The following is a 26,184-nucleotide window of genomic DNA, read 5'->3' on the forward strand; positions in this document are numbered from 1 at the left end:
TTCTTATGATTATGCAGATAATCCGTTAACACTTTTAGCTAAACGAGATTTGTATCGTGCAGCAGCGTTCTTGTGAACTAAACCGCTTTGTGCAGCTTTATCAATTCGTTTGTTTGCTTCAACAAGTGCAGCTTTAGCATTTTCAGCATCATTGTTTAAAACTAATGCATCTACTTTTTTAATAGCAGTACGCATTGAAGATTTAATTGTTGCATTATGTGCATTACGCTCATTGCTAGTTTTTACGCGTTTGATAGCAGATTTAATATTTGGCATATCTTTCACCTCCTAAGAAGTAAATCGAGATCTATTTTACTCGACCATTTCCTTTACATGAACAAAAGATATTCTATCAAACGACCACTCATTTTGCAATACTAATGTAAAGGAAAATCCATTGAAACGATGTATTTATTCAAATATTTTTCATTTGCATACATTTTATCGCTAAATGCTATCTATAATTAGAATTTTCATACAATCTCTCTTTAAGTTTTTCGGTTTCCTACAAAAAAGAGTTCTAAAGAATGTTTCCTTGAATAAATGGCAAACATACTTAGTAGGAACAAATTGGGAGGTATTTTTATGGGAAAGTCTTTAGACTTAAGTAAATATTCCGTACGGACGGATTTAGCTGTTGAAGCAAGAGCAATGGCGATTGAAACAGAAACAAAGGGTAAATCAACTGAAGATTCAAGTAACATAGCTGGTGTGATTGTGAAAGAATGGGAAGAAGAGGGTATAGGTATTTCTTTTTTAGAAATAAAGGATGAAGGATCAAAAATCGTTGGTAAAAAGCCAGGGAGATATCTTACCTTAGAAACTCAAGGGATTCGCCAAAAGGATTCAGAGTTGCAAGAAATTGTTGTTGATGTCTTTGCAAAACATTTTAGTCAGTTTTTAACTGATTTGAATATACCAAAGAATGCAAGTTGTTTAGTTGTTGGATTAGGAAACTGGAATGTTACTCCTGATGCCTTAGGTCCACTTGCAGTTGAGAATTTATTAATTACAAGGCATCTATTTAAATTGCAACCTGAAAATGTTGAAGAAGGGTTCCGACCAGTCAGTGCAATTGCACCAGGTGTTATGGGAATTACAGGTATCGAAACAAGCGATATTATTTCTGGTGTGATCGAACAGTCGAAGCCAGATTTCGTAATTGCGATTGATGCATTAGCAGCACGTTCACTCGAACGTGTTAATACTACGATACAAATTTCGGACACTGGAATCCACCCAGGTTCAGGAGTCGGAAATAAGAGAAAAGCTTTAAGTCAAGAAACATTTGGGATTCCGGTTATTGCGATTGGGATACCGACAGTTGTCGATGCTGTATCTATCACGAGTGACACGATAGATTTTATTTTAAAACACTTTGGTAGAGAAATAAAAGAAGGTGATAAACCTTCTAGGTCACTTACTCCAGCTGGAATGAGTTTTGGGGAAAAACGTGTTTTGACAGATGAGGATATGCCTAGTGAAGAGCAGCGTAAACAATTTTTAGGGGTTGTTGGTGGGCTTGAGGATGATGAAAAGCGTAAATTTATCCATGAGGTACTTTCACCGTTAGGCCATAACTTAATGGTTACACCAAAAGAGGTTGATACGTTTATTGATGATATGGCAAATGTAATTGCAAGTGGATTAAATACTGCTCTTCACCAACAGGTCGACCAAGGTAATTCAGGAGCATATACTCACTAAAATAACGAATATGCCTTTTGAGCCACAAATGAAAATGTAAAACGGTTTATAATCTTCACTCTAATATGTCTGCAATAATGTACAACCTAAATTACTTAATAAAGGAATAGTCGAATTATGCTGATGAATTTTCAGAGTTCGACTCTTCCTTCATACAGAAGGTTCTACTTCCTTATTCTTGTTCATACAAATTAGTAGACAAGCTTAAGGAGGATTATTGTAAATGAAGCGTTCTAATACTAGTCGTAATATGATCGTCACTTTAAATGGGACAAGCATAAAAAAAGGGATCGTTCTAGGCTTCATTGTCCTTTTAATGACGTTTTTACTTTCTGGTGTATTAACATCACTAAAACCAGCATATCGCTTAAACTCTTCGTCAATAAATGACCTAACAAAAAATATTGATAGTGAGGCATTTTTACAATTATTAGGAGCCGAAAATCGTTTTTTTATTTCTGCGCTTCCTGATCAAACAGAACCAATTAAATTATCTTCCATCTTGTTCAAAGTAGCTACCAGTATCAACCCAGATGATCCACGAAGTCTTTTAGGCAGGGAATTGCCTGGATTTTCACTTTATGACAGTGAAATTGTTGTTGCGGGTAATGGGACAAACTATACAAATATGCCCTATGAATCACCGCCACCGACTGAAGTATTAGAGCAAGAAAGAGAAGCATCCATTAATAAAAATGATGTTGTAAATCCAAGTGGTGAGGAGCCTAAAGCCCCTCCTACTTTAACGACTGGTGATAAAAAAGTTGTTTATATATATAACACACATAATACCGAATCTTATTTACCTCTTTTAGAAGGAGAAACTGACCCAAATAGTGCGATACATTCTGAAGCTAATGTCACGATAGTTAGTGAACTTTTAGGTAAGGAATTACAAAGTGAAGGTATTGGATCACAAATCGAGTCTACTGATATACAACAGAATGTTAAACAAAAAGGTTGGAATTACGCAAAGTCGTATAAAGCCTCTAGAACTATTGTTGAAAGTGCGATGGCTACTAATCAAAATATTAAATATTTAATAGATATTCATCGTGATTCGCAAAGAAAAGGTATAACAACTATAAATATTAATAGTAAATCCTATGCAAAGATTGCTTTTGTAATTGGTGGAGATAATCCGAACGCAGAAAAAAATGAGCAACTTGCAAAGGAATTACATGCATTATTGGATGAAAAATATCCAGGTTTAAGTCGAGGGATTTTTGAACAAAAAGGTAAAGGTGTTAATGGTGTTTATAATCAGGATTTATCAAATAATGCTCTTCTTCTTGAGTTTGGCGGTGTTGACAATAATCTAGATGAGCTCAAAAACACAGTAGCAGCAGTATCGGATGTCTTTAGCGAATACTTCTGGCAAGCTGAAAAGGTAGATGGCAATCCAGCAAGTGAAAAAAAGTAAACAAATTGTGAGGGAAGCAAGATGGTAAAATTCATGCTTAAATGCTTTGTTCTTTGCTCAGTCCTTCTGTTTGGGGTCCTAATCGGAATGCAGCAAGCAAACCAAGGAATGTTAAAAATGAAAGGCTATAACGATCCTGAACTACAAGGTGCTTTTCAAGTTGAAAGTGAACAAACAGGTGATGTTGAAGCATCTATCCTTGGAAATAAAGTAACAAGTCAGGACCTCCAACAAAAACAAGAACAACTAGAACAAATTGAAGCATTTAACTTCTTCTCTCAAGTGGGTAAACAATTTGCGTCAATTGTAAGTAATGGGATATCTACTCTTGTTGAATCATTTGCAGAGTGGATAAATAGATTTTTAAGGTGAAAATTAAGCTGATAAGAATACGTTATCTTATGCAAAAGATAACGCTTATTCTGTCAGCTTTTCTACTTTTTAAAAAACCATGTCATAATGAATGATCACTGCTTTGAGTAATCAATATTTCAATCAAAATAATGTCTAGATGATAGTGGCTAATTTTTTATCCATTGAATGTTGAAATCTCAATTGCTATAATGAGAAATAGTGTATTTGTAAGCTATGTAGGAGTGAAGACATTATATGAATAGAGAAGAAAAGTTGATAAGACAATCGAGAATTCGTAATTTCTCGATCATTGCCCATATTGATCACGGTAAATCTACTCTAGCAGACCGTATTTTAGAAAAAACATCTGCTTTAACACAACGTGAGATGAAAAACCAATTATTAGATTCAATGGATTTGGAACGAGAACGCGGTATTACAATTAAGCTAAATGCCGTTCAATTAAAATATAGAGCAAAAGATGGGGAAGATTATACGTTTCATTTAATCGATACTCCGGGGCATGTTGACTTTACTTATGAAGTTTCTCGAAGTCTTGCTGCTTGTGAAGGTGCTGTTTTAGTTGTCGATGCTGCTCAAGGTATTGAAGCGCAAACACTTGCAAATGTGTACTTAGCTCTTGATAATGATTTAGAAATATTACCGGTTATTAATAAAATTGATTTGCCAAGTGCTGATCCTGAGCGTGTAAGAAACGAAATCGAAGAGGTTATTGGGCTGGATGCTTCAGAGGCCGTATTAGCATCAGCTAAAGCAGGAATTGGGATTGAAGAGATCCTCGAGCAGGTTGTTGAGAAAGTTCCTGCTCCAGAAGGTGACCCTGATGGCCCATTAAAAGCACTTATTTTTGACTCAATATATGATGCTTACAGAGGTGTGGTAGCCTACATCCGTGTAGTTGAAGGAACGGTTAAGGTTGGTCAAAAGATCAAAATGATGGCAACGGGTAAAGAATTTGAGGTTACAGAGTTAGGGGTATTCACTCCAAAGCCCGTCCAGCTCAAGGAATTAAATGTTGGGGATGTTGGTTTCTTATCAGCTGCGATTAAAAACGTAGGTGATACTCGTGTTGGTGATACTATTACTGACGCGAAAAATAGAGCAACAGAAGCGCTACCAGGATATCGTAAACTTAATCCAATGGTTTTCTGTGGTCTATATCCGATTGATACAGCTAAATACAATGATTTACGTGAAGCACTTGAAAAGCTGGAGCTTAACGATGCATCTCTACAATTTGAGCCAGAAACGTCTCAAGCATTAGGCTTTGGTTTCCGTTGTGGATTTTTAGGATTATTACACATGGAAATCATTCAGGAACGCATCGAGCGGGAATTTAAAATTGACTTAATTACAACAGCTCCAAGTGTAATTTACGATGTTCATTTAACAGATGGTGAATCACTAAAAGTTGATAATCCATCCAACATGCCTGATCCACAAAAAATTGATCACGTTGAAGAGCCTTACGTTAAAGCCGCTATTATGGTCCCGAATGATTATGTTGGTGCTGTAATGGAGCTTTGTCAGAAAAAACGTGGTATCTTCCTTGATATGCAATACTTGGACGAGATACGAGTGAACATAAATTATGAAATCCCGTTATCAGAAATTGTTTATGATTTCTTCGATCAATTAAAATCCAATACAAAAGGCTATGCATCCTTTGATTATGAGTTAATTGGTTACAAACAATCTACTTTAGTGAAAATGGATATTTTATTGAATGCAGAAAAAATAGATGCATTATCGTTTATCGTACATCGTGATTCTGCATATGATCGTGGAAAGATCATTGTTGAAAAGCTGAAGGAATTGATTCCTCGCCAACAGTTTGAGGTACCGATTCAAGCAGCAATTGGACAGAAAATTGTTGCTAGATCAACGATCAAAGCAATGCGTAAAAACGTGCTTGCAAAATGTTACGGTGGCGATATCTCACGTAAACGTAAATTGTTAGAGAAGCAAAAAGAAGGTAAAAAGCGGATGAAGATGGTTGGTTCTGTAGAAGTACCACAGGAAGCATTTATGGCTGTATTACGAATGGATGAGAACTAAGTTCATTCGTCGCTAAACGGGCGCTTACGCTCGATATAAAAATAATTGTTTGAAACTATGCCGCAGCGTTGCTGCGGCTTCTTAATTAGAGGGTGAAATAATGATTCAATCAGCATACATTCATATCCCGTTTTGCCACCATATCTGTCATTATTGTGATTTCAATAAGGTGTTTTTTAAGCAACAACCTGTGGATGAATATATTGAGATGCTAGTTAAAGAAATGCACCATACTGTACAGAACAATAAGCAAGTATCACTTAAAACGATTTTTATCGGTGGTGGGACTCCAACTGCTTTATCTGTTAGTCAGCTTGATCGATTGCTAGAAGGAATCCATAAAGAGTTGTTGCCAACTAATGATCTTGTTGAGTTTGCAGTAGAAGCAAATCCAGGGGAGCTTACGTTAGACAAGCTGTTAGTGTTAAAAAATGCTGGAGTTAACCGCTTGAGTATTGGCGTTCAAAGCTTTAATGATGAACTTTTGGAGCGAATTGGAAGAGTTCATCGAAGAGAAGATGTTTTCCGTACGTTACAACAAGCTGAGCAAGTAGGATTTGACAATATGAGCATTGACCTAATGTATGGCTTACCTGGACAGACAGTAAATGATTTTAATGAATCATTAAATATAGCCTTTAGCTTGAATGTTAAACATTTTTCAGCGTATTCATTAATTGTTGAGCCGAAAACAGTGTTTTATAATTTGATGCAAAAGGGGAAATTATCATTACCACCACAAGATGAAGAAGCACAAATGTATGAACTTGCAATGGAACAAATGGAGAAACATGGATTTAGACAATATGAAATAAGTAATTACGCGATTCCAGGCTTTGAAAGTAATCATAACCTTACCTACTGGAACAATGATTATTATTATGGCTTTGGCGCAGGAGCACATGGTTATATGAACGGAATAAGAACATCAAATATCGGCCCCATAAAAAAATATATGGAGCAAATTGAACAAACAGGTGAAGCATACAATAGTCAGAATATTGTTAGTAAAGAGGAAGAAATGGAAGAGGAAATGTTCCTTGGTCTTCGGAAAGAAGCTGGAGTGAGTAAAAGTATTTTTAATAAAAAATTTAATGTTCAATTGGTTGATGTCTTTCCAGAACAAATTGAAAATCTGGCCAAGCTTGGCCTAATAGTGAATGATGATCAATCAATAAGGCTTACTCATAAAGGTAAACTTTTAGGTAATGAAGTATTTCAAGAATTCATTGGACTTTCTTGAATGTGGTTTTATTACAAGTGAATACTTCATTCTTCATCCAGAAAAAAGCATATTAAGAGTGATTTAACAATTGACAATTTATTTTAGTTTTGATAACTTTTTATATATATTTAGCACTCGCAATCTTAGAGTGCTAACAGAGGTGATGATAGTTGCTTACAGATCGCCAATTGTTGATTCTACAAGTAATTATTGATGATTTTATTCATTCAGCTCAGCCCGTTGGTTCGAGAACATTAGCGAAAAAAGACGAAATTACGTTTAGCTCAGCTACAATAAGGAACGATATGGCTGACTTAGAGGACCTTGGCTTTATCGAGAAAACACATAGTTCTTCAGGACGTGTCCCATCTGAAAAGGGATATCGTTATTATGTAGACCACCTTCTGTCACCACAGCGTCTAACGAAGACGGAGGTTAGTCAAATAAAATCGATTTATGCTGAAAGAATTTTTGAATTAGAAAAAGTAGTTCAAAAATCAGCACAAATCTTGTCAGAATTAACTAATTACACTTCAATCGTCCTTGGTCCAAAGGTGAATGAAAATCGCTTGAAGAGAATTCAAATTATCCCCATTAACAATGAAACTGCTGTTGCAATAATCGTGACCAATACTGGACATGTGGAAAATCGCACCATTACATTCCCAGGATCCCTTGATCCTAGTGATATTGAAAAAATGGTTAATATCTTAAATGAAAGATTAGCGGGAGTACCACTTGTAGAGTTACAGGATAAGATTTTTAAAGAAGTTGTTTCGGTCCTAAAGGATCATATTCAAAATTATGATATGATGTTAAAGGTCATGGCGGGTACATTGAAACTCAATTCAGGAGAAAAAATCTATTTCGGCGGAAAAACCAATATGTTAAGTCAACCTGAGTTCGCTGACATTGGAAGAATCAGATCATTGCTAACAATGATTGAGCATGAGAAAGAATTGTATGGTTTATTACAATCAAATCATACAGGAATCTCGATAAAAATTGGTAAAGAAAATGATAATATAGCGATGGAGAATTGCAGTTTAATTACAGCAACTTATTCATTAGGTGATAATCAATTAGGTACGATTGCAGTATTAGGCCCAACAAGAATGGAGTATTCACGTGTTATAAGTTTATTAACACGAATGACACGTGATTTGTCCAAAACGCTTACTGATTTGTATCATCAATCTTAAGCTTGGTTATATTGATTATGGGTGGAATAGTAAATTCCACCCGATTCCTATGTTTTAAAAATCAACGCAAAACAATTCTTATAGATCAATCCCTTTAAGGAGGTGAAACATTGTGTCAAACGAAAAAAACGTTGCAGAACAAGAAGAAGCAGTAGATACTCCACAAAATGAACAGTCAGACGCAGATGTTGAAGTTGTTAATGCTGAAGATGTAATCATTGAAGATGCATCTGATGCTGGTGATGAGTCTGAACAAAAAATCGCAGAATTACAAGCGAAGTTAGACGAAACCGAAAACAAAATGCTTCGTGCTCAAGCAGATTTTGACAATTTTAAAAGAAGAAGTCGCTTGGATCAAGAAGCAGCTCAAAAATATCGTGCTCAAAGTTTAGTATCTGAAATCATACCTGCTCTTGATAACTTTGAAAGAGCATTACAAATAGAAGCAGATAACGATCAAACAAAATCGTTGCTACAAGGCATGAACATGGTGTATAACCAATTAGTTCAAGCTCTTAAAAATGAAGGTGTAGAAGCAATAAATTCGGTAGGTGAACAGTTTGATCCTCATTTACACCAAGCTGTGATGCAGATCGAGGATGAGAACTATGAATCCAATTCGGTTGTTGAAGAGCTTCAAAAGGGTTATAAACTTAAGGATCGAGTAATTCGACCTGCAATGGTAAAAGTAAATCAATAACATTCTATCTTACATATTAGGAGGTCCTATTTTATGAGTAAAATTATCGGTATCGACTTAGGTACAACAAACTCATGTGTCGCAGTTTTAGAAGGCGGAGAACCAAAAGTGATCCCAAATCCAGAAGGTAACCGTACAACTCCTTCTGTTGTAGCTTTTAAAAACGGCGAACGTCAAGTTGGTGAAGTGGCAAAACGCCAAGCAATTACAAACCCAAATACGATTATTTCTATCAAACGTCATATGGGTACTGACTATAAAGTTGAAGTAGAGGGCAAAAGCTACACACCTCAAGAAATGTCAGCAATCATTCTTCAACACTTAAAATCTTATGCAGAAGAATATCTAGGAGAACCTGTAACAAAAGCAGTTATCACAGTACCTGCATATTTCAATGATGCTGAACGCCAAGCAACAAAAGATGCTGGTAAAATTGCTGGTTTAGAAGTAGAACGTATCATCAACGAGCCTACTGCTGCAGCTTTAGCTTACGGATTAGATAAAACAGATGAAGATCAAACGATTCTTGTTTATGACTTAGGGGGCGGTACGTTTGACGTGTCAGTTCTCGAGCTTGGAGATGGCGTATTTGAAGTTCGTTCAACTGCTGGTGACAACCGCCTAGGTGGAGACGACTTTGACCAAGTAATCATCGACTATTTAGTTGCTGAATTCAAAAAGGAAAACGGCATTGATCTTTCAAAGGATAAAATGGCGTTACAACGTTTAAAAGATGCTGCTGAAAAAGCGAAAAAGGATCTTTCAGGAGTAACATCAACTCAAATATCTTTACCATTTATAACTGCTGGAGAAGCTGGTCCACTTCACTTGGAAATAAGCTTATCACGTGCTAAATTTGACGAGATTTCATCTGATTTAGTTGAAAGAACGATGGGGCCAGTTCGCCAATCACTTAGTGATGCAGGTCTTTCAGCTAGCGAAATCGATAAAGTTATTCTTGTTGGTGGTTCAACTCGGATACCAGCTGTTCAAGAAGCAATCAAAAAAGCATTAGGTAAGGAGCCACATAAAGGTGTAAACCCTGATGAAGTAGTTGCGCTTGGTGCATCAATTCAAGGTGGAGTTATTACTGGAGATGTAAAAGACGTTGTGCTACTTGATGTAACTCCACTATCATTAGGAATTGAAACGATGGGTAGTGTATTCACAAAGTTGATTGAACGAAATACTACAATCCCAACAAGTAAATCACAGGTATTCTCTACAGCTGCAGATAGCCAAACAGCAGTAGACATTCATGTTTTACAAGGTGAGCGTCCAATGGCAGCGGACAATAAAACATTAGGTCGTTTCCAATTAACAGACATTCCACCGGCACCACGTGGTGTACCACAAATTGAAGTATCATTTGATATCGATAAAAATGGTATTGTAAACGTACGTGCAAAAGATTTAGGTACAAACAAAGAGCAAACAATCACAATTAAATCTTCAACAGGTTTATCAGATGATGAAATCGACCGCATGGTAAGAGAAGCGGAAGAGAATGCTGACGCTGATAAACAACGTAAGGAAGAAGTTGAACTTCGCAATGAAGCAGATCAATTAGTGTTTACAACTGAAAAAACATTAAAAGATCTTGAAGGAAAAGTTGACGAAGCAGAAGTAACAAAAGCAAATGAAGCAAAAGAAGCATTAAAAACTGCGATTGAGAAAAACGATTTAGAAGAAATCAAAGCGAAAAAAGATGAACTACAAAATATTGTTCAAGAACTTTCAGTAAAACTTTACGAAGAAGCAGCTAAACAAGCTCAAGCTCAGCAAGGTGGAGAAGCAGCAAGTGGTAAAGCTGACGACGACGTAGTTGATGCTGAATTTGAAGAAGTAAAAGACGAAGATAAAAAATAAACATAGAACATTAAGGTGAAAAGTCAAAGTCAGGCGTGTCTTGACTTTGGCTTTTTTTAGATAAAGCTATAGAATTCTTTCACTTGAACATAACAAGAGTGATAAGTGATAGATGCGACAAAACATTCGAAACAACAATTTGTTGCTTTTCCTCTCTTTTGAGTGATACAATTTACCTTATGTGAGAAAATCGGGAGTGAGAAAATTATGAGCAAGCGTGATTACTATGAAGTACTCGGGTTAAGTAAGAACGCGAATAAAGATGAGATTAAAAAAGCTTACCGTAAGCTTTCAAAGCAATACCATCCAGATATTAATAAAGAAGCAGATGCTAACGAGAAATTCAAAGAAATAAAAGAAGCCTATGAAACATTGAGTGATGATCAAAAGAAATCTCACTATGATCAATTTGGACATACTGATCCAAATCAAGGCTTTGGTGGTGGCGCTGGCTTCGGTGGAGATGGATTTGGCTTTGAAGATATTTTTAGCTCAATCTTTGGCGGAGGTACTAGAAGACGTGATCCGAATGCACCAAGACAGGGTGCGGACTTACAATATACAATGACATTAGACTTTGAAGAAGCTGTTTTTGGAAAAGAAACGACGATTGAAATTCCTAGAGAAGAAACATGTGAAACCTGTGATGGATCAGGTGCACAAAAAGGAACTAAACCTGAAAAATGTACACATTGTGGTGGTAGCGGTCAATTAAATGTAGAACAAAATACCCCATTTGGCCGAATTGTAAATCGCCGTGTTTGTAATCACTGTGAAGGCACAGGTAATATGATTAAGCACAAGTGTGGAACATGTCGTGGAACTGGAAAAGTGAAAAAGCGTAAAAAGATTCAAGTGAAAATTCCTGCTGGTGTCGATGATGGTCAACAATTGCGAGTATCTGCACAAGGTGAACCAGGTGTAAATGGTGGACCTCCTGGAGATTTATATGTCGTATTCCACGTAAGAGAGCATGAGTTCTTTGAAAGAGAAGGCGATGATGTATACTGTGATATGCCTTTAACCTTTGCTCAAGCTGCACTAGGAGACGAAATTGAAGTACCTACACTACATGGTAAAGTGAAATTAAAAGTGCCAGCAGGTACGCAAACTGGTAAGAAATTCCGTTTAACTGGAAAAGGTGTTCCTAATGTTAGAGGTTATGGACAAGGTGACCAATATGTAATTTTACGTGTATTGACTCCAACGAGCTTAACTGAAAAACAAAAGGAACTACTTCGTGAATTTGCTGAAATTAGTGGAGCAAAGCCTGATGAACATGAAGATAGCTTTTTTGATAAAGTAAAACGGGCATTTAAAGGTGATTAACTAATCTATTAAAGATGAACAAATGTATGAGGATTGGAGTTGGTAGATATGAAGTGGTCAGAATTTAGTATTCACACAACACAAGAAGCAGTAGAACCCATTTCAAATATATTACACGAGGCTGGGGCTAGCGGTGTAGTCATTGAGGATATTGCTGATTTAGTTAAGGAACGGAGTACTGTACTAGGCGAAATCTACCAACTAGATCCAACCGATTATCCAGAAGAAGGGGTTATTGTTAAAGCATATTTACCGGTCAACAGCTTCCTAGGTGAAACAGTTGACGGGATAAAAGCTTCGATAAACAGCCTCTTGCTGTATGATATTGATTTAGGAAAAAATCACGTAACGATTAGTGAAGTAAATGAAGAAGAATGGGCAACAGCTTGGAAGAAATATTACCATCCTGTTAAAATTTCAGAGAAGTTTACAATTGTTCCAACATGGGAAATTTATGAGCCTGTAAGTTCAGATGAATTGATTATTGAGCTAGATCCAGGGATGGCATTTGGAACAGGTACACATCCAACAACAGTACTATGTATTCAAGCGTTAGAGCGTACTGTTCAGAAAGATGATAAGGTAATTGATGTTGGTACAGGATCAGGTGTCTTAAGTATTGCTGCTGGATTACTGGGAGCTAATCAAATTCAAGCACTTGATTTAGACCAAGTTGCAGTCGAAAGTGCCCGTTTAAATTGTAAACTAAACAAAGTACAAAACGTTGTCAATGTTTCACAAAACAATCTTTTAGATGGTATAGAAGGTCCTGTAGACCTGGTTGTTTCAAATATATTAGCTGAAATAATTGTTCGCTTTATAGACAAGGCTTATGAAGTCTTAAAAGAAAATGGAACTTTTATCACATCTGGTATTATCCAAAATAAAAAGAATGAAGTAAAAGAAGCACTTCAAAACGCAGGTTTTGTGATAGAGGAAACAATGGTCATGGAAGATTGGGTTGCATTTATTGCTAAGAAGAAGTAGTCTTCTTTAACTAATGGGGGGCAGACCCCTGTGTTTACAAATTGTATTCATTAATAGGGGTGGCTGCTTTGCAACGTTATTTTGTAGATGAAGAAAAGGCTCATTTAGAATCTAATATACAGATTACAGGTGATGATGTACATCATATATCACGCGTATTACGTATGCAGTCAGGAGATAAGGTTGTATGTTGTACAAAGGATGGATTCGAAGCACATTGTGAAATAGCTGAAATTACCAATGACCAAGTGAATTGTTTTATATTAGAATGGATGACGGTGAACCGTGAGCTTCCTGTTACTATTACCATCGCGAGCGGGTTGCCTAAAGGGGATAAACTTGAATGGATTATTCAAAAGGGCACCGAATTAGGTGCTTCTTCATTTATCCCTTTTAATGCTGCCCGTTCAATTGTAAAACTTGAACAAAAAAAGATTGGAAAGAAGCTCGATCGCTGGCAAAAAATCGCAAAAGAAGCGTCAGAACAATCGTATCGTAACAAAGTCCCTACAGTCATTGAGCCATGCCAATTTAACGAACTATTGAAAATAGCGAATGACTACGATGTGAAAATCGTTGCTTATGAAGAATCGGCAAAGCAAGGTGAGAAAAAGAATTTAGCAAAAGCATTTGATGAACTAACAGATGGATCCTCCTTACTTGCTGTTTTTGGTCCTGAGGGTGGCTTAACAGAGCAAGAAGTATCAAAGCTTGAAGAGCTAGGTTTTCTCGTTTGTAGCTTTGGTCCAAGAATATTAAGAACAGAGACAGCTCCATTATATTTATTATCAGCTGTTTCTTATTATTTCGAATTATCGAGGTGATGAATAATGCCTACAGTTGCATTTCATACATTAGGTTGTAAAGTAAATCATTATGAGACAGAAGCGATTTGGCAGCTTTTCAAAGATGCTGGCTATGATCGTACAGAATATGAAAAAGTCGCAGATGTATATGTGATTAATACATGTACTGTAACAAATACAGGTGATAAAAAGAGTCGTCAAGTTATTCGTCGCGCAATCCGTAAAAATCCGGATGGTGTAATCTGTGTTACAGGTTGTTATGCCCAAACTTCTCCTGCAGAAATTATGGCGATCCCTGGTGTTGATATTGTTGTAGGAACACAGGATCGTGTTAAGATGCTAGAATATATTGAGCAATTTAAAAACGAAAGACAACCAATTAACGGTGTAAGAAATATTATGAAAACACGTGTATATGAAGAGCTTGATGTACCTTCATTCACAGACAGAACAAGAGCTTCTTTAAAAATACAAGAAGGTTGTAATAACTTTTGCACATTTTGTATCATTCCTTGGGCACGTGGCTTAATGCGTTCACGTGATCCTAAAGAGGTTGTTACACAAGCACAGCAGCTAGTGAATGCAGGTTACAAAGAAATTGTACTAACAGGCATTCATACAGGAGGATACGGTGAAGATCTAAAGGATTATAACTTAGCCATGCTATTACGTGACTTAGATGAGCAAGTTGAAGGTTTAAAACGGATCCGGATTTCATCAATCGAAGCAAGCCAAATATCAGATGAAGTGATAGAAGTTCTGAAAAATTCAAGCAAAGTTGTTCGTCACTTACACATTCCGATTCAATCTGGATCAGATACAGTGTTAAAACGTATGCGTAGAAAGTATACAATGGAATTTTTCGCAGACCGCATTAAGCTTTTAAAAGAAGCATTGCCAGGTCTGGCGATTACATCAGATGTAATTGTTGGATTCCCAGGTGAAACAGAGGAAGAATTTTTGGAAACTTTTAACTTCATTAAAGAGCATAAGTTTTCTGAGCTTCATGTTTTTCCGTATTCTAAACGGACTGGTACCCCAGCTGCTCGAATGGATGATCAAGTGGATGAAGAAATTAAAAATAACCGAGTTCATCGTTTAATAGAACTATCAGATCAATTAGCCAAAGAATATGCTTCTCAATTCGAAGATGAAGTGTTAGAGGTTATTCCTGAAGAAGCATTTAAAGAAGAGACAAATGAAGGATTGTATGTTGGGTACACAGACAATTATTTAAAGGTTGTTTTTCCTGCTAATGAAGAAATGGTAGGTAAGATTGTAAAAGTGAAAATAACAAAGGCTGGCTATCCTTACAATGAGGGTCAATTTGTACGAGTATTAGATGAGCCATTGCAAACAGACGAAAATATTCGTTTATCTTCTTAATGTAATTGGGGTTGGTTGTAATTTAACCAATCCTTTTTCTATTTATAGAAAAATATTCATAAGGAAATGTGTAAAATTTATTAATAAGTGCAAATTAATTTAGTACTCGTTTTTATTTTTTGATAATGTTAAGATGTAAGAGGTCGGACAACTATATGTTGAAGGAGACGATACATAATGTCAAATATAGCAAAAATGATTGATCATACTGCCCTTAAGGCGGATACAACTAAGGATACGATCGAAAAGCTTTGCAAAGAAGCCAGTGAATACAAGTTTGCCTCTGTATGTGTAAACCCAACCTGGGTAGAAACAGCAGCCCAGTTGTTAAAAGGATCAGATGTAAAGGTTTGTACCGTTATTGGTTTTCCATTAGGAGCAAATACACCAGAAACAAAGGCATTTGAAACAAAAGATGCCATTGAAAAAGGTGCAACTGAAGTTGATATGGTTATTAATATCGGAGCTCTTAAGGACAAAAATGATGAGCTTGTAGAACGCGACATCAGAGCTGTTGCAAGCGCTGCAAAGGGTAAAGCCTTATCAAAGGTGATTATTGAGACAAGTCTTTTAACAGAAGAAGAGAAGGTTAGAGCTTGTGAGATTGCTGTGCGCGCTGGAGCTGATTATGTAAAAACATCTACTGGTTTTTCAAGCGGTGGAGCAACCGTTGAGGATATAGAACTTATGAGAAAAACAGTAGGGCCTGAGATTGGTGTAAAAGCATCTGGTGGAGTCCGAGACACAGAAGGTGCCGAAGAGCTGGTGAAGGCGGGAGCAACTCGTATTGGAGCAAGCTCTGGCGTCTCAATCGTTAAAGGTGAGTCATCAAATTCTGATTATTAATTTTGTTATTTAAATCAATTTTTCACTTATTGATCATTTGTGCAATCAGCAAATAAAAGCAAGCATATAATAATCGAATAATTCAAACAACAATTTATACACGGAACTTTTTACTATATGAGTTGACCTGCATTATTCGTTATATTATAATTGCAAAGTACATGTTTTGTTATACTATCCAAATTCACATTTTAAGGATGATAGTATAGGAAATAACTAAGGCATTCGCAACATTGCGATAAGCCATGTTTTTCTAGTAGACATGTTTTATTTAAAGATGTCGATTGGTTGTATTCGGAGGGAGGGAAAGAGAATGTCAAAAACGGTCGTTCGTAAAAACGAGTCGCTTGAAGATGCTCTTCGTCGTTTCAAACGTACTGTATCTAAAAGTGGTACAATACAAGAAGCTAGAAAGCGCGAATTCTATGAAAAGCCTAGCGTAAAGCGTAAGAAAAAGTCTGAAGCAGCTAGAAAGCGCAAATTCTAAAAGAGGGTGTACTTATGAGTCTTCTTGAGCAATTGAATCAAGATATGAAACAAGCGATGAAAAACAAAGAAAAAGACAAGTTAATTGTCATTCGAATGGTCAAGGCTGCTTTGCAAAATGAAGCGATTAAACTTGGCAAAAATGAGTTGTCTGAAGAAGAAGACTTGACAGTTCTTTCTCGCGAATTAAAGCAACGTAAAGACTCCCTCCAGGAATTTAAAAATGCTGATCGTTTGGACTTAGTTGAAAAAACACAAGCGGAAATCGATGTATTAGTCGATTATATGCCTGAGCAGCTTTCCGAAGAAGAGGTTTCTGAAATCGTTAAACAAACAATTTCAGAAGTGAATGCATCTTCTAAAGCGGATATGGGGAAAGTAATGGGAGCACTCATGCCCAAAGTTAAAGGAAAAGCAGACGGAAGTCTTGTTAATAAGCTTGTGCAACAACAGCTATCATAAATTTTAAGACACCTTGCCTTGCAAGGTGTCTTTTAGTGTGTAAGAAGATAAAAGTGTTAATCATAAAAAAGAGAAAATACTATTTACATAAGAATCTAATTTAAGTAATAAATTTTTATTAATAAATGAAACCAAATACTAACTAAAAACGTATTAAGAATAGGGCGTTATAGAGAGGAGGTTTTTAGACAAATGAGAAAGCGTTTTTACCAGTTAATGATTGTCGTAGCTTTTATTTTGGCTTTGTTTAATGGTTTTAGTAATGAGCTCAAAGCAGATTCTAATCAAAAAGTATTTATCATACCTCTTGAGGAAACAGTCGAGAAAGGTCTCTCGCAATATATTAAGCGAACAATTTCAGAAGCGAAATCTCAGGAGGCTGACCACATCATTCTTGAAATAGACACATTGGGTGGTGCTGTTGATGGAGCTATGGAGATAGCTGATACACTCCGTTCAAGTGAAATCCCGATTACTGCTTATATTAATAGAAGAGCTATTTCAGCAGGAGCTTATATTGCGTTGAATGCGGACCAAATATATATGGCTCCAGGTAGTCAGATGGGGTCTGCTGCAATCATTACAGGGGATGGTAATGCTGCAGATGATAAGTCGCAATCATTATGGCTGTCAGAATTGAAAGAATCAGCAGAACGGAATGGACGTGATCCAAAATATGCGTTGGCAATGGCAGATAAGGATGTTGATATTCCTGAATATGGAGCAGGTAAAGGAGATTTATTAACACTTGAGACAAAGCAAGCATTTGAAGTTGGATATTCAGAAGGAACAGCTGAAAATCGCAAAGACTTATTAAAACAATTAAATTTAACAGGTGCTTCCATAATCGAGGCAGAAGAAAGTTTTGCAGAGAAAGTGGCAAGATTTATCACACATCCTGTTGTTGTTCCTATTCTTCTGTCGATAGGTAGTATTGGTTTAGTTGTTGAACTTTATTCTCCAGGATTTGGTGTTGCGGGATTCATGGGATTAACTTCACTTTTTTTATTTTTTTATGGTCACTTAGTTGCTGGTCTAGCTGGGATGGAATCAATAATATTATTTGTTTTAGGAATTATATTGGTAATCGCTGAATTCTTTGTACCAGGTGGTATAATGGGAGCGTTGGGCTTTGCAAGTATGATTACAAGTTTATACTTAGCTTCAGGTGATTTTGTCCATATGACGATTTCCTTATTAACTGCCCTGGTTGCATCAATTATAGTATCTATTCTACTAGTAAAGGTGTTTGGAAAACGTATGAATATTTTTAAAAAGCTAATATTGCGTGACTCAACAAATACCGAGAGTGGTTACGTGTCAAATAAATCAAGAGCTGAATTACTTGGTCTTGAAGGAGTTGCATTTACGACATTACGACCTTCAGGAACAGCAATAATTGCAGACGAACGGTTAGATGTTGTGACAGAAGGTAGCTTTATCTCTCAAGGCCAAAGGGTAAAAGTTGTAAAGGTGGAAGGCTCGAGAATTGTTGTTAGAGAGCTGAATTAATAAAGATCTAGGCTTGTTACTTTATTAAGCGTTTAATAGTAGTTACTTTGAAATAGTCATCTGACTGCTAGGAATGCTTGATTTTGATACATTATACATTAGGAGGAAAACAATGGAAGCATCAGCAATATTAATAATTGGACTCGTTATACTAGGCTTTATCTTTTTAGGTATCTTTTTTACATTTGTACCAATTGCACTTTGGATTTCAGCTCTTGCAGCAGGGGTTAAAATTAGCATCTTTACGTTAATCGGAATGAGGCTACGTCGTGTTATTCCAAGTAGGGTTGTTAATCCATTAATTAAGGCACATAAAGCTGGTCTTGGTATTACAACAAATCAGCTTGAAAGTCATTATTTAGCAGGTGGTAATGTAGACCGTGTTGTAAATGCGCTAATTGCAGCGGAACGTGCAAATATTGAATTAACCTTTGAACGTGCTGCAGCAATCGATCTAGCTGGTCGTGACGTTCTAGAAGCTGTACAAATGAGTGTTAATCCAAAAGTTATTGAAACTCCTTTTATTTCAGGTGTAGCGATGGATGGAATTGAAGTAAAAGCAAAAGCAAGAATAACTGTCCGAGCGAACATCGATCGTTTAGTCGGGGGAGCAGGCGAGGATACTATTATAGCTCGTGTTGGCGAAGGGATTGTAAGTACAATTGGTTCCCAAAAGGATCATAAAAAGGTATTAGAAAATCCTGATATGATTTCTCAAACAGTTTTAGGAAAAGGCCTAGATTCCGGTACTGCCTTTGAAATTCTCTCGATTGATATCGCGGATGTTGATATCGGTAAAAACATTGGAGCTGAATTACAAACAGAGCAAGCAGAAGCAGATAAGAAAATTGCTCAAGCCAAAGCAGAAGAAAGAAGAGCGATGGCTGTTGCTCAAGAACAAGAAATGCTTGCGCGTGTACAAGAAATGAAAGCTAAAGTTGTAGAAAGCGAAGCAACAGTTCCACTGGCAATGGCTGAGGCACTTCGCTCTGGTAACATAGGTGTGATGGATTATATGAATATTAAAAATATCTCTGCTGATACAGACATGAGAGACTCAATTGGTAAAACAAATCAAGATCAAAATGATAATGACCAATATTGATCGGTAGATTGTACCATCTTAAATAAGGTGGTGGATGGTGAAGCTAAGCTACCTATGCACAAGGCCTTGCTTCCCATCCTTTTCCTTCATTTAAAGGAGGGAGTGACTTATGGAGCTTACAGAATTATTAACAAATCCACTTGTCTGGGGGGCTCTTGTGTGGTTGTTTTCTAGATTCTTCACATCTAATAAAAAAGATGAAGAAACACCAAAAAAACAACATAATCAACGGCGTGAGAATCGTCCAAATCCAAGACCAAATCCAAGGCAAAACTCTAGAACGAACCCTAAGCCGGTGATGACAACTGTTGAGCGAAAGCCTCGAAATGAAGCGAAACCTGCTCTTCAAACAGTACAACAGGCTTATGAAAGCATGAAAAATCATGCTACAGAAAAAACTAGGATTGTAAAAGAACAACCAAATAAGAGGAAAGTTGTACCAAGAGAGCAATTTCCTAAAGTAAATCGAAATATAAAACAAAATAACCTAATTATTGATCAACAGAAAGCAGTACAAGGTGTAATTTGGGGCGAAATTTTAGGTGCACCGAGGTCTAAAAACCCACATTATACGAGAAACAAAAGACATTCATAACTTCTAACAATAATCGTGTTATAAGACTCCGTTTTCTCTCATACATATGAGATGAAAGGGGGTCTTTTTTTATGGCAAAAAAATGGCGACAGCAACTAACTAGATGGATTACAAATACAATTGAACTACCGCCCGATGTCATGATGGATCTTCCTAGAATTACGATGGTTGGCCAGCTCCATATTTACATAGAAAATCATCGAGGGCTCCTTACTTTTACTGATACAGAGCTTCGCCTTCTATTAAAGCAAGGACAACTTTTAATCAAAGGCGAAGCTTTTGTCATAAAGACGATTCTACCGGAAGAAATTCTACTCGAAGGTAAAATAAATCAAGTTCTATATCTGGATGCAACTTAAGGAGGATCCTGGAACTTTCATCGGTAATAACCAACCTAATAAAAGGAACATCCAAGAATATTGTTCTAGCAGCGAAATCTTAGTGAGTAAAAAACTCAAATAGTCTGCTGTGAGTTAATCATCCGTTTTTTATAAATCACCACAGCAGGCAAGTTTATAAAACGTTATATAGTAATGTTTAGCAGGTAACTACACAAACCACTATTTTGCAGGGTTTAGGAGGATAATAATGAAAAACCAATGGACGAGTTTGTTATTTGGAGTTGTAAAAGTAAGTATCGTGGGTCGAGGTACAGAACGCTTTTTGAATGATTGTATACGTGAAGATATTGTAATTTGGAATGTTAGAAGAAGCCAAAAGGATGGGATGGATTTCTTTATTCGCCTTAAAGATGTACATGCCTTGCGAAGAGTAGTAAGGAAAAATGAATGCAAATGTCGCTTTGAGAAAAGGTTAGGTTTTCCCTTTTTTGTAAAAAAATCATGGAGGAATAGCGGATTTGTCATGGGAATACTTGCTTTTTTATTAGTGATTTTTGCTTTGTCGAATATGATATGGGGAATAAAAGTCGAGGGTGCTTCACCTGAAACGGAGCATTTAATAAAAAAGGAGCTTTCTCGAATTGGGGTTAAAACTGGAAAGTTCCAATTCTTTGTAGAAAATCCCGATGATATTCAAAAATCCTTAACAGATAATATTCAGCAGATTACATGGGTTGGTGTGGAATTAACTGGTACAACCTATCATTTAAAGGTTGTAGAAAAAAATCAACCAGAAGAAGAAAAACTTGTAAGTCCTCGTCATATAATTGCTGAAAAAGAAGCAGTTATTTCTAAAATGTTTGTAGAGCAAGGCCAACCACTTACAACTTTACATGAGCATGTAAAAAAAGGACAAATATTAGTTTCAGGGCTGATCGGGAAGGAAGATGAACAGAAAAAAGTAGCGGCTAAAGCTGAAATTTTCGGGGAAACTTGGTATAAATCAACAATTTTAATTCCATTAAAGACGACTTTTCATGTTTTAACTGGAGATGATAAGGTTAAGCATTATCTTCAATTCGGATCCTTTAAGCTTCCAATATGGGGATTTAAAGATCCTGAGTTTAAAAATTTTGAAGTAGAAGATGATGTTAGATATGTTAAATTTTTAAATTTCACATTGCCGGTTGCATACGTCAATGAGACATATAGAGAAAAAGAACAAGTTAGTCGGGATTACACGGTAAAACAAGCTAGGGAAGCTGCTTTAGATCGAGGTCGTAAAGATATTGAGGATAAACTTGATGAAGAAGAAAAAGTAATTGGAGAAAAAGTTTTGCACGAGACGAATGAGAATGGTAAAGTAAAATTAACCGTTCTTTACCAGGTGATAGAAAATATAGTGAGAACCACACCAATTGTTCAGGGAGACTAAAGAATGCCAGAAGAATTAGTGACAATGAGTCAACAATTAGAAAATCCAAATGAAGCAATTGCTTTATTCGGTAACAATGATGTTCATTTAAAACGAATGGAAGAAGAACTAAAGGTTTCAATTGTAACGCGAGGTGAAGCAGTCTTTGTATCTGGAGACTCTGAACACGTTAATCTTGTTGAAGAACTGCTTAAATCCCTGCTCCTTATTATCCGCAAAGGAATCAACATTAGTGAGCGAGATGTGATTTATGCCATAAGTATGGCAAGGGAACAGAAATTAGATCAATTTGAGAACCTGTATGTTCAGGAAATAGCTAAAACAGCCAAAGGGAAATCAATACGAGTTAAAACCTTAGGTCAACGTCATTATATAGCAGCTATTCAAAACAAGGACTTAGTTTTTGGAATAGGTCCTGCTGGTACTGGTAAGACGTATTTAGCTGTTGTCATGGCTGTAAATGCTTTAAAAAACGGTAGTTTAAAACGGATTATATTAACAAGACCTGCTGTTGAAGCTGGAGAAAGCTTAGGTTTTTTACCAGGTGATCTAAAAGAGAAGGTAGATCCATACTTAAGACCTTTATATGATGCATTACATGATGTTTTGGGAATGGAGCATACTGGAAGACTTATTGAGCGAGGAACAATTGAAATAGCGCCTTTAGCTTATATGAGGGGTAGAACCTTAGATGATGCATTCGTTATTTTGGACGAAGCTCAAAATACCACTCCAGCCCAAATGAAAATGTTTCTTACTCGATTAGGTTTTGGATCTAAAATGGTCATTACTGGTGATATTACACAAGTTGACTTACCGAAAGGTGTAAAATCTGGATTAACTGTAGCGAAGGATACTCTTGTAAATGTACAAGGTATTTCATTTGTTGAGTTAGAGCAATCTGATGTTGTTAGACATCCGCTTGTTGCAAAAATTATTTCAGCTTACGAAAACTCCAAAGAAGGATAAGTGACCCGAGCACCCGAAGTCGGGTCACTTTCTTTTTAGACCTTTTATTGTGTAGGAATGTTTTTGTTGATTTTTTTGTCGTATTTTGTCATAATGGTTGAACATTTTTCGATAAAAGGAAATAATGGAAGAAGTGAACGAATTAACGAATGAAAATTAATTCGTTGAAAAGGTGGTGCCTCTTGTGAAGAAAAAAATTAATAAAGATAAACTAAAACCAAACCCAAACCCATTAATTGAAAAACTTAAAAATAATAAGTTTCAACATGTTTTTTTATATGCGATTTTAGCGGTAATATTGTTTGTAGCACTTTATAGTAATGTTAAGCCTGAAACATTAGATGTTGAGCTTTTTACTGTGTCTGATCAAACAATCTATGCACCTACAACCGTTGAAGACAAGGTTGAGACTCAGCGAAAAGAGCAAGAGGCTTATGATGCAGTAGAAGACCAATATGTCTTAAAAAAGGAGATTACAGAAAAACAAGTAGATCTCATATCATCGATTTTTGATGCTATTATTGAAGTCCGTAAAGAAGAAGAAACAGCGAATAAGTCGGAAGACGCTACATCCACCTTGTTAACTCCTGAAGAAAAGGTGAAACGTTTACAAGAAAAGTTAACCCCGGCTATAAGTGATAAAATCTCTGAGGAAACCTTTTTGCCCTTAGTAAGTACCACAGACGATGAGTTAGTTCTTGCAAAGGATGCGGTTGTTACAGCAGTAAATAATATCATGAGCAAGGAAATACCGATCATTCAATTGACAGAAGCAAAAAAGCAAGCTGTTGAAGAATTGGGATATACCTCCCTAAAAGCAGATGTTCTTAAGGCGGCAACAGAACTAACTCGTTTTTCAATTACACCAAATGTTGTATTTGACAAGGATGCAACTGAGGAGAAAAGACAGCAAGCAATTGATAATGTGAAAGTAGCACAAATTAAACAAGGCCAAATCCTAGTCGAAGAGGACGAGCTAATTAATCGGGAAGTTTATCGAAAACTTGGACTAGTTGGTTTACTAGATAATCAACAATCATTTAAACCATTCTTAGGGTTAGGGTTATTCATTGTGCTAATTCTGATTGGTGTCGTGTATTATTTTGAAAAGAAAGATAGTCCAATTTCTAAGAAATACAATTCCCTGCTCTTATATTGTTTAATATTTGCAATTACTATTCTACTTATGAAGATTGTCAGTCTCTTTCAAAAAATCGACTATACACATATTGGGTATCTTGTGCCTGTTGCGATGGGCGCTATGCTTGTAAAGCTCTTACTGAATGAGCGCCTAGCGATCTTGACATGTATGATATTTGCAATTTGTGGAAGTGTGATTTTTAATGAAGGTGTTACTGGTAGCTTTAATTTTTCAGTAGGTGTATACTACTTATTTGGTTGCCTTGCGGCAGTATTATTTTTAGGAGAACATAATCTTAGGTCTAAAATTTTACAAGCTGGCTTGTTTGTAGCTGGAATGAATGTCCTTGTTATAACAGCTATTATGCTAATTAGAAATGGTAGCTATTCAAATGTTGAAATTGGTTCATATTTTATTATGGCTTGTGCGTCAGGTCTTGTTTCTTCTGTATTAACAATAGGTTTTATGCCATTCTTTGAAACCGGATTTGGAATATTGTCTACGATGAAATTAATTGAACTATCTAATCCAAATCATCCATTACTAAGAAAAATTTTAACAGAAACTCCAGGTACATATCACCATAGTGTAATGGTTGCAAATTTGTCTGAGTCTGCATGTGAAGCAATTGGGGCAAATGGGTTATTAGCAAGAGTAGGAGCCTATTATCATGATATTGGAAAAACGAAGCGACCACAGTATTTTATAGAAAATCAAATGAATATAGAAAATCCACATAATAAGCTTTCAGCTCAGCTAAGTAAAAATGTCATTATTTCACATGTTACAGATGGTGTAGAGATGCTTAAAAAGCATAAGATGCCAAAGGAATTTGTTGATATAGCTGAACAACATCATGGTACATCACTATTAAAATACTTTTATCATCAGGCAAAACAATCAAATGATTCGATCTATGAAGAAGAGTTTCGTTATCCTGGTCCAAAGCCACAAACAAAGGAAATTGCCATAATATCGATTGCAGATAGTGTGGAAGCTGCTGTCCGGTCAATGTCAAACCCAACTCCTGATAAGATTGAAAAGCTTGTTCGTTCCATTATTTCAGACAGATTACAAGACCACCAATTAGATGAATGTGATTTAACTCTTAAAGAGATAGACATTATTGCAAAGTCATTTTGTGAATCATTAAAAGGGATTTTTCATTCAAGAATTGAGTACCCAGAATTAACAAAAAAGCAGAAGGTGAAGTAAGCATGAGATTAATCATCGATAGTATAGATGAAACAAATGAACTAGTAGATGAACAATTAAAAACAGTCGAGGATTTATTACAATTTGCAGCTGAAGTTGAAGCAGTAGCACAGAATGCGGAGCTATCTGTGACCTACGTTACAAATGAACGTATACAAGAGGTAAATCGCGAATACCGAGATAAGGATCTACCTACAGATGTGATTTCCTTTGCTCTAGAGGAAATAGGAGAAGGTGAAATTGAAATTGTTGGTTTAGAGCAACCCCCAATATTAGGTGATATTATTATATCCATTCCTCGCGCAAAGGAACAAGCGGTTGAATATGGTCATTCGTTCATGAGAGAACTAGGGTTTTTAGCAGTTCATGGCTTTCTACATTTATTAGGATATGACCATATGAATCATCAAGATGAGAAAGAGATGTTTACAAAACAAAAGGATATTTTGGACCGCTATGGACTTAAAAGATCCTCAGATCTCTGAATGGAAGCGGTTTTATAGGAGTTTTAGCTTTGCGTGGAGTGGGATTATTCATACATTTAAAACCGAAAGAAATTTTCAAATACATGTATTTATTTCTATCGTTACATTAATTGTTGGTTATTTCGTCCACTTTACAAAATTCGAGTGGATCGTCATTTTGTTTTTAATTGGAGGAATGTTAGCCCTCGAATTAATAAATACGGCATTAGAACACGTTGTCGATCTAACCACAAGTGAGTTTAAGCCACTAGCAAAAGCAGCAAAGGATGCGGCAGCTGGAGCTGTTTTTGTTTATGCGATTCTTTCGGTTATAATAGGGATAATCATCCTTTCGAATCATATATCTTTTGAATTGTTCAAATGAACTATAAATAACTAAGTACTTGTAAGGATAAAACACACTTTTTATTTTATTTTAATTGTATTTCGAAAATTCTTACAATTAAATTACAAAAGCGAAGAAGGCGTGAAATTTGTGTGAAAGTTAGGTAAAATAAAGAAGAGCAGATGGTTATTGACTGTCTT

At 36.1% G+C, this 26,184-nt stretch carries 25 protein-coding genes; 24 read left to right on the top strand and 1 reads right to left on the bottom strand.

What is annotated here, in order from left to right; translation table 11 throughout:
- Window positions 1-9: 9 nt before the first annotated feature.
- A complete protein-coding gene (gene rpsT, locus WCV66_RS11620; protein ID WP_066334621.1) occupies window positions 10-276 on the bottom strand; it encodes a 30S ribosomal protein S20 in 267 nt (88 codons plus the stop codon).
- A 309-nt stretch (window positions 277-585) separates the two neighbouring features.
- On the opposite strand from rpsT, the gene gpr reads away from it, so the two are divergent.
- From gpr to WCV66_RS11740, 24 genes are all read left to right on the top strand, one after another.
- Window positions 586-1,707: a GPR endopeptidase gene (gene gpr, locus WCV66_RS11625; protein WP_338789042.1), complete on the top strand. Its 1,122-nt coding sequence runs from the start codon at window positions 586-588 to the stop codon at window positions 1,705-1,707.
- 223 nt (window positions 1,708-1,930) lie between these two features.
- Window positions 1,931-3,130: a stage II sporulation protein P gene (spoIIP, locus tag WCV66_RS11630; RefSeq protein WP_338789043.1), complete on the top strand. Its 1,200-nt coding sequence runs from the start codon at window positions 1,931-1,933 to the stop codon at window positions 3,128-3,130.
- A gap of 21 nt (window positions 3,131-3,151) precedes the next feature.
- On the top strand, window positions 3,152-3,502 hold the full coding sequence (locus WCV66_RS11635) for a YqxA family protein (protein WP_066334633.1): 351 nt from the start codon (window positions 3,152-3,154) through the stop codon (window positions 3,500-3,502).
- Between the two features lie 237 nt (window positions 3,503-3,739).
- Window positions 3,740-5,563, top strand: coding sequence for a translation elongation factor 4 (gene lepA / locus WCV66_RS11640; protein ID WP_066334636.1), 1,824 nt, complete (start codon window positions 3,740-3,742; stop codon window positions 5,561-5,563).
- Window positions 5,564-5,666: 103 nt separating this feature from the next.
- The gene (hemW, locus tag WCV66_RS11645; RefSeq protein ID WP_338789439.1) at window positions 5,667-6,806 is read left to right on the top strand and encodes a radical SAM family heme chaperone HemW; all 1,140 of its coding nucleotides are present in this window, start codon (window positions 5,667-5,669) and stop codon (window positions 6,804-6,806) included.
- Between the two features lie 152 nt (window positions 6,807-6,958).
- On the top strand, window positions 6,959-7,990 hold the full coding sequence (gene hrcA, locus WCV66_RS11650; protein ID WP_066334638.1) for a heat-inducible transcriptional repressor HrcA: 1,032 nt from the start codon (window positions 6,959-6,961) through the stop codon (window positions 7,988-7,990).
- Window positions 7,991-8,102: 112 nt separating this feature from the next.
- Window positions 8,103-8,690, top strand: coding sequence for a nucleotide exchange factor GrpE (gene grpE, locus WCV66_RS11655; RefSeq protein ID WP_338789044.1), 588 nt, complete (start codon window positions 8,103-8,105; stop codon window positions 8,688-8,690).
- 33 nt (window positions 8,691-8,723) lie between these two features.
- Complete coding sequence (dnaK, locus tag WCV66_RS11660) at window positions 8,724-10,559, top strand: molecular chaperone DnaK (RefSeq protein ID WP_066334642.1); 1,836 nt, start codon at window positions 8,724-8,726, stop codon at window positions 10,557-10,559.
- Window positions 10,560-10,766: 207 nt separating this feature from the next.
- Complete coding sequence (gene dnaJ / locus WCV66_RS11665) at window positions 10,767-11,888, top strand: molecular chaperone DnaJ (protein WP_338789045.1); 1,122 nt, start codon at window positions 10,767-10,769, stop codon at window positions 11,886-11,888.
- A gap of 48 nt (window positions 11,889-11,936) precedes the next feature.
- A complete protein-coding gene (gene prmA, locus WCV66_RS11670; RefSeq protein WP_066334647.1) occupies window positions 11,937-12,875 on the top strand; it encodes a 50S ribosomal protein L11 methyltransferase in 939 nt (312 codons plus the stop codon).
- A 68-nt stretch (window positions 12,876-12,943) separates the two neighbouring features.
- Window positions 12,944-13,699: a 16S rRNA (uracil(1498)-N(3))-methyltransferase gene (locus WCV66_RS11675; protein ID WP_338789047.1), complete on the top strand. Its 756-nt coding sequence runs from the start codon at window positions 12,944-12,946 to the stop codon at window positions 13,697-13,699.
- 6 nt (window positions 13,700-13,705) lie between these two features.
- The gene (gene mtaB / locus WCV66_RS11680) at window positions 13,706-15,067 is read left to right on the top strand and encodes a tRNA (N(6)-L-threonylcarbamoyladenosine(37)-C(2))-methylthiotransferase MtaB (protein WP_338789049.1); all 1,362 of its coding nucleotides are present in this window, start codon (window positions 13,706-13,708) and stop codon (window positions 15,065-15,067) included.
- A gap of 177 nt (window positions 15,068-15,244) precedes the next feature.
- Entirely contained in the window at window positions 15,245-15,913 is a 669-nt protein-coding gene (deoC, locus tag WCV66_RS11685) for a deoxyribose-phosphate aldolase (protein WP_185653636.1), read from the top strand.
- Window positions 15,914-16,226: 313 nt separating this feature from the next.
- Window positions 16,227-16,400, top strand: coding sequence for a 30S ribosomal protein S21 (gene rpsU, locus WCV66_RS11690; protein WP_015595024.1), 174 nt, complete (start codon window positions 16,227-16,229; stop codon window positions 16,398-16,400).
- 14 nt (window positions 16,401-16,414) lie between these two features.
- Complete coding sequence (locus WCV66_RS11695) at window positions 16,415-16,861, top strand: GatB/YqeY domain-containing protein (RefSeq protein ID WP_066334668.1); 447 nt, start codon at window positions 16,415-16,417, stop codon at window positions 16,859-16,861.
- 192 nt (window positions 16,862-17,053) lie between these two features.
- A complete protein-coding gene (locus tag WCV66_RS11700; RefSeq protein WP_066334671.1) occupies window positions 17,054-18,373 on the top strand; it encodes an NfeD family protein in 1,320 nt (439 codons plus the stop codon).
- 112 nt (window positions 18,374-18,485) lie between these two features.
- A complete protein-coding gene (gene floA, locus WCV66_RS11705) occupies window positions 18,486-19,478 on the top strand; it encodes a flotillin-like protein FloA (RefSeq protein ID WP_066334674.1) in 993 nt (330 codons plus the stop codon).
- Window positions 19,479-19,587: 109 nt separating this feature from the next.
- On the top strand, window positions 19,588-20,073 hold the full coding sequence (locus WCV66_RS11710; RefSeq protein ID WP_338789050.1) for a hypothetical protein: 486 nt from the start codon (window positions 19,588-19,590) through the stop codon (window positions 20,071-20,073).
- A gap of 71 nt (window positions 20,074-20,144) precedes the next feature.
- Window positions 20,145-20,432, top strand: coding sequence for a sporulation protein YqfC (gene yqfC, locus WCV66_RS11715; protein ID WP_066334695.1), 288 nt, complete (start codon window positions 20,145-20,147; stop codon window positions 20,430-20,432).
- Window positions 20,433-20,661: 229 nt separating this feature from the next.
- Entirely contained in the window at window positions 20,662-21,849 is a 1,188-nt protein-coding gene (gene yqfD / locus WCV66_RS11720; protein ID WP_066334697.1) for a sporulation protein YqfD, read from the top strand.
- A 3-nt stretch (window positions 21,850-21,852) separates the two neighbouring features.
- The gene (locus WCV66_RS11725) at window positions 21,853-22,818 is read left to right on the top strand and encodes a PhoH family protein (protein WP_066334699.1); all 966 of its coding nucleotides are present in this window, start codon (window positions 21,853-21,855) and stop codon (window positions 22,816-22,818) included.
- Window positions 22,819-23,014: 196 nt separating this feature from the next.
- Window positions 23,015-25,174, top strand: coding sequence for an HD family phosphohydrolase (locus tag WCV66_RS11730; protein ID WP_413789666.1), 2,160 nt, complete (start codon window positions 23,015-23,017; stop codon window positions 25,172-25,174).
- Between the two features lie 2 nt (window positions 25,175-25,176).
- Window positions 25,177-25,659 carry an rRNA maturation RNase YbeY gene (gene ybeY, locus WCV66_RS11735; protein WP_066334705.1) on the top strand — a complete coding sequence of 161 codons (483 nt, stop codon included), beginning with the start codon at window positions 25,177-25,179 and terminating at the stop codon, window positions 25,657-25,659.
- Entirely contained in the window at window positions 25,631-26,023 is a 393-nt protein-coding gene (locus WCV66_RS11740; RefSeq protein ID WP_338789052.1) for a diacylglycerol kinase family protein, read from the top strand. The genes ybeY and WCV66_RS11740 overlap by 29 nt, the downstream gene beginning before the upstream one ends.
- The last annotated feature ends 161 nt before the right edge of the window (window positions 26,024-26,184 follow it).

Origin of the sequence: Metabacillus rhizosphaerae (assembly GCF_037201795.1) — a bacterium.
Taxonomy (GTDB): domain Bacteria; phylum Bacillota; class Bacilli; order Bacillales; family Bacillaceae; genus Metabacillus; species Metabacillus rhizosphaerae.

Coding starts and splice junctions, on each gene's coding strand:
- dnaJ (WP_338789045.1), top strand. CDS start 10,767: ATGAGCAAGCGTGATTACTATGAAGTACTCGGGTTAAGTAAGAACGCG.
- lepA (WP_066334636.1), top strand. CDS start 3,740: ATGAATAGAGAAGAAAAGTTGATAAGACAATCGAGAATTCGTAATTTC.
- rpsU (WP_015595024.1), top strand. CDS start 16,227: ATGTCAAAAACGGTCGTTCGTAAAAACGAGTCGCTTGAAGATGCTCTT.
- deoC (WP_185653636.1), top strand. CDS start 15,245: ATGTCAAATATAGCAAAAATGATTGATCATACTGCCCTTAAGGCGGAT.
- prmA (WP_066334647.1), top strand. CDS start 11,937: ATGAAGTGGTCAGAATTTAGTATTCACACAACACAAGAAGCAGTAGAA.
- yqfC (WP_066334695.1), top strand. CDS start 20,145: ATGGCAAAAAAATGGCGACAGCAACTAACTAGATGGATTACAAATACA.
- WCV66_RS11710 (WP_338789050.1), top strand. CDS start 19,588: ATGGAGCTTACAGAATTATTAACAAATCCACTTGTCTGGGGGGCTCTT.
- ybeY (WP_066334705.1), top strand. CDS start 25,177: ATGAGATTAATCATCGATAGTATAGATGAAACAAATGAACTAGTAGAT.
- floA (WP_066334674.1), top strand. CDS start 18,486: ATGGAAGCATCAGCAATATTAATAATTGGACTCGTTATACTAGGCTTT.
- WCV66_RS11700 (WP_066334671.1), top strand. CDS start 17,054: ATGAGAAAGCGTTTTTACCAGTTAATGATTGTCGTAGCTTTTATTTTG.
- WCV66_RS11695 (WP_066334668.1), top strand. CDS start 16,415: ATGAGTCTTCTTGAGCAATTGAATCAAGATATGAAACAAGCGATGAAA.
- mtaB (WP_338789049.1), top strand. CDS start 13,706: ATGCCTACAGTTGCATTTCATACATTAGGTTGTAAAGTAAATCATTAT.
- dnaK (WP_066334642.1), top strand. CDS start 8,724: ATGAGTAAAATTATCGGTATCGACTTAGGTACAACAAACTCATGTGTC.
- WCV66_RS11740 (WP_338789052.1), top strand. CDS start 25,631: ATGGACTTAAAAGATCCTCAGATCTCTGAATGGAAGCGGTTTTATAGG.
- spoIIP (WP_338789043.1), top strand. CDS start 1,931: ATGAAGCGTTCTAATACTAGTCGTAATATGATCGTCACTTTAAATGGG.
- gpr (WP_338789042.1), top strand. CDS start 586: ATGGGAAAGTCTTTAGACTTAAGTAAATATTCCGTACGGACGGATTTA.
- rpsT (WP_066334621.1), bottom strand. CDS start 276: ATGCCAAATATTAAATCTGCTATCAAACGCGTAAAAACTAGCAATGAG.
- WCV66_RS11725 (WP_066334699.1), top strand. CDS start 21,853: ATGCCAGAAGAATTAGTGACAATGAGTCAACAATTAGAAAATCCAAAT.
- WCV66_RS11635 (WP_066334633.1), top strand. CDS start 3,152: ATGGTAAAATTCATGCTTAAATGCTTTGTTCTTTGCTCAGTCCTTCTG.
- yqfD (WP_066334697.1), top strand. CDS start 20,662: ATGAAAAACCAATGGACGAGTTTGTTATTTGGAGTTGTAAAAGTAAGT.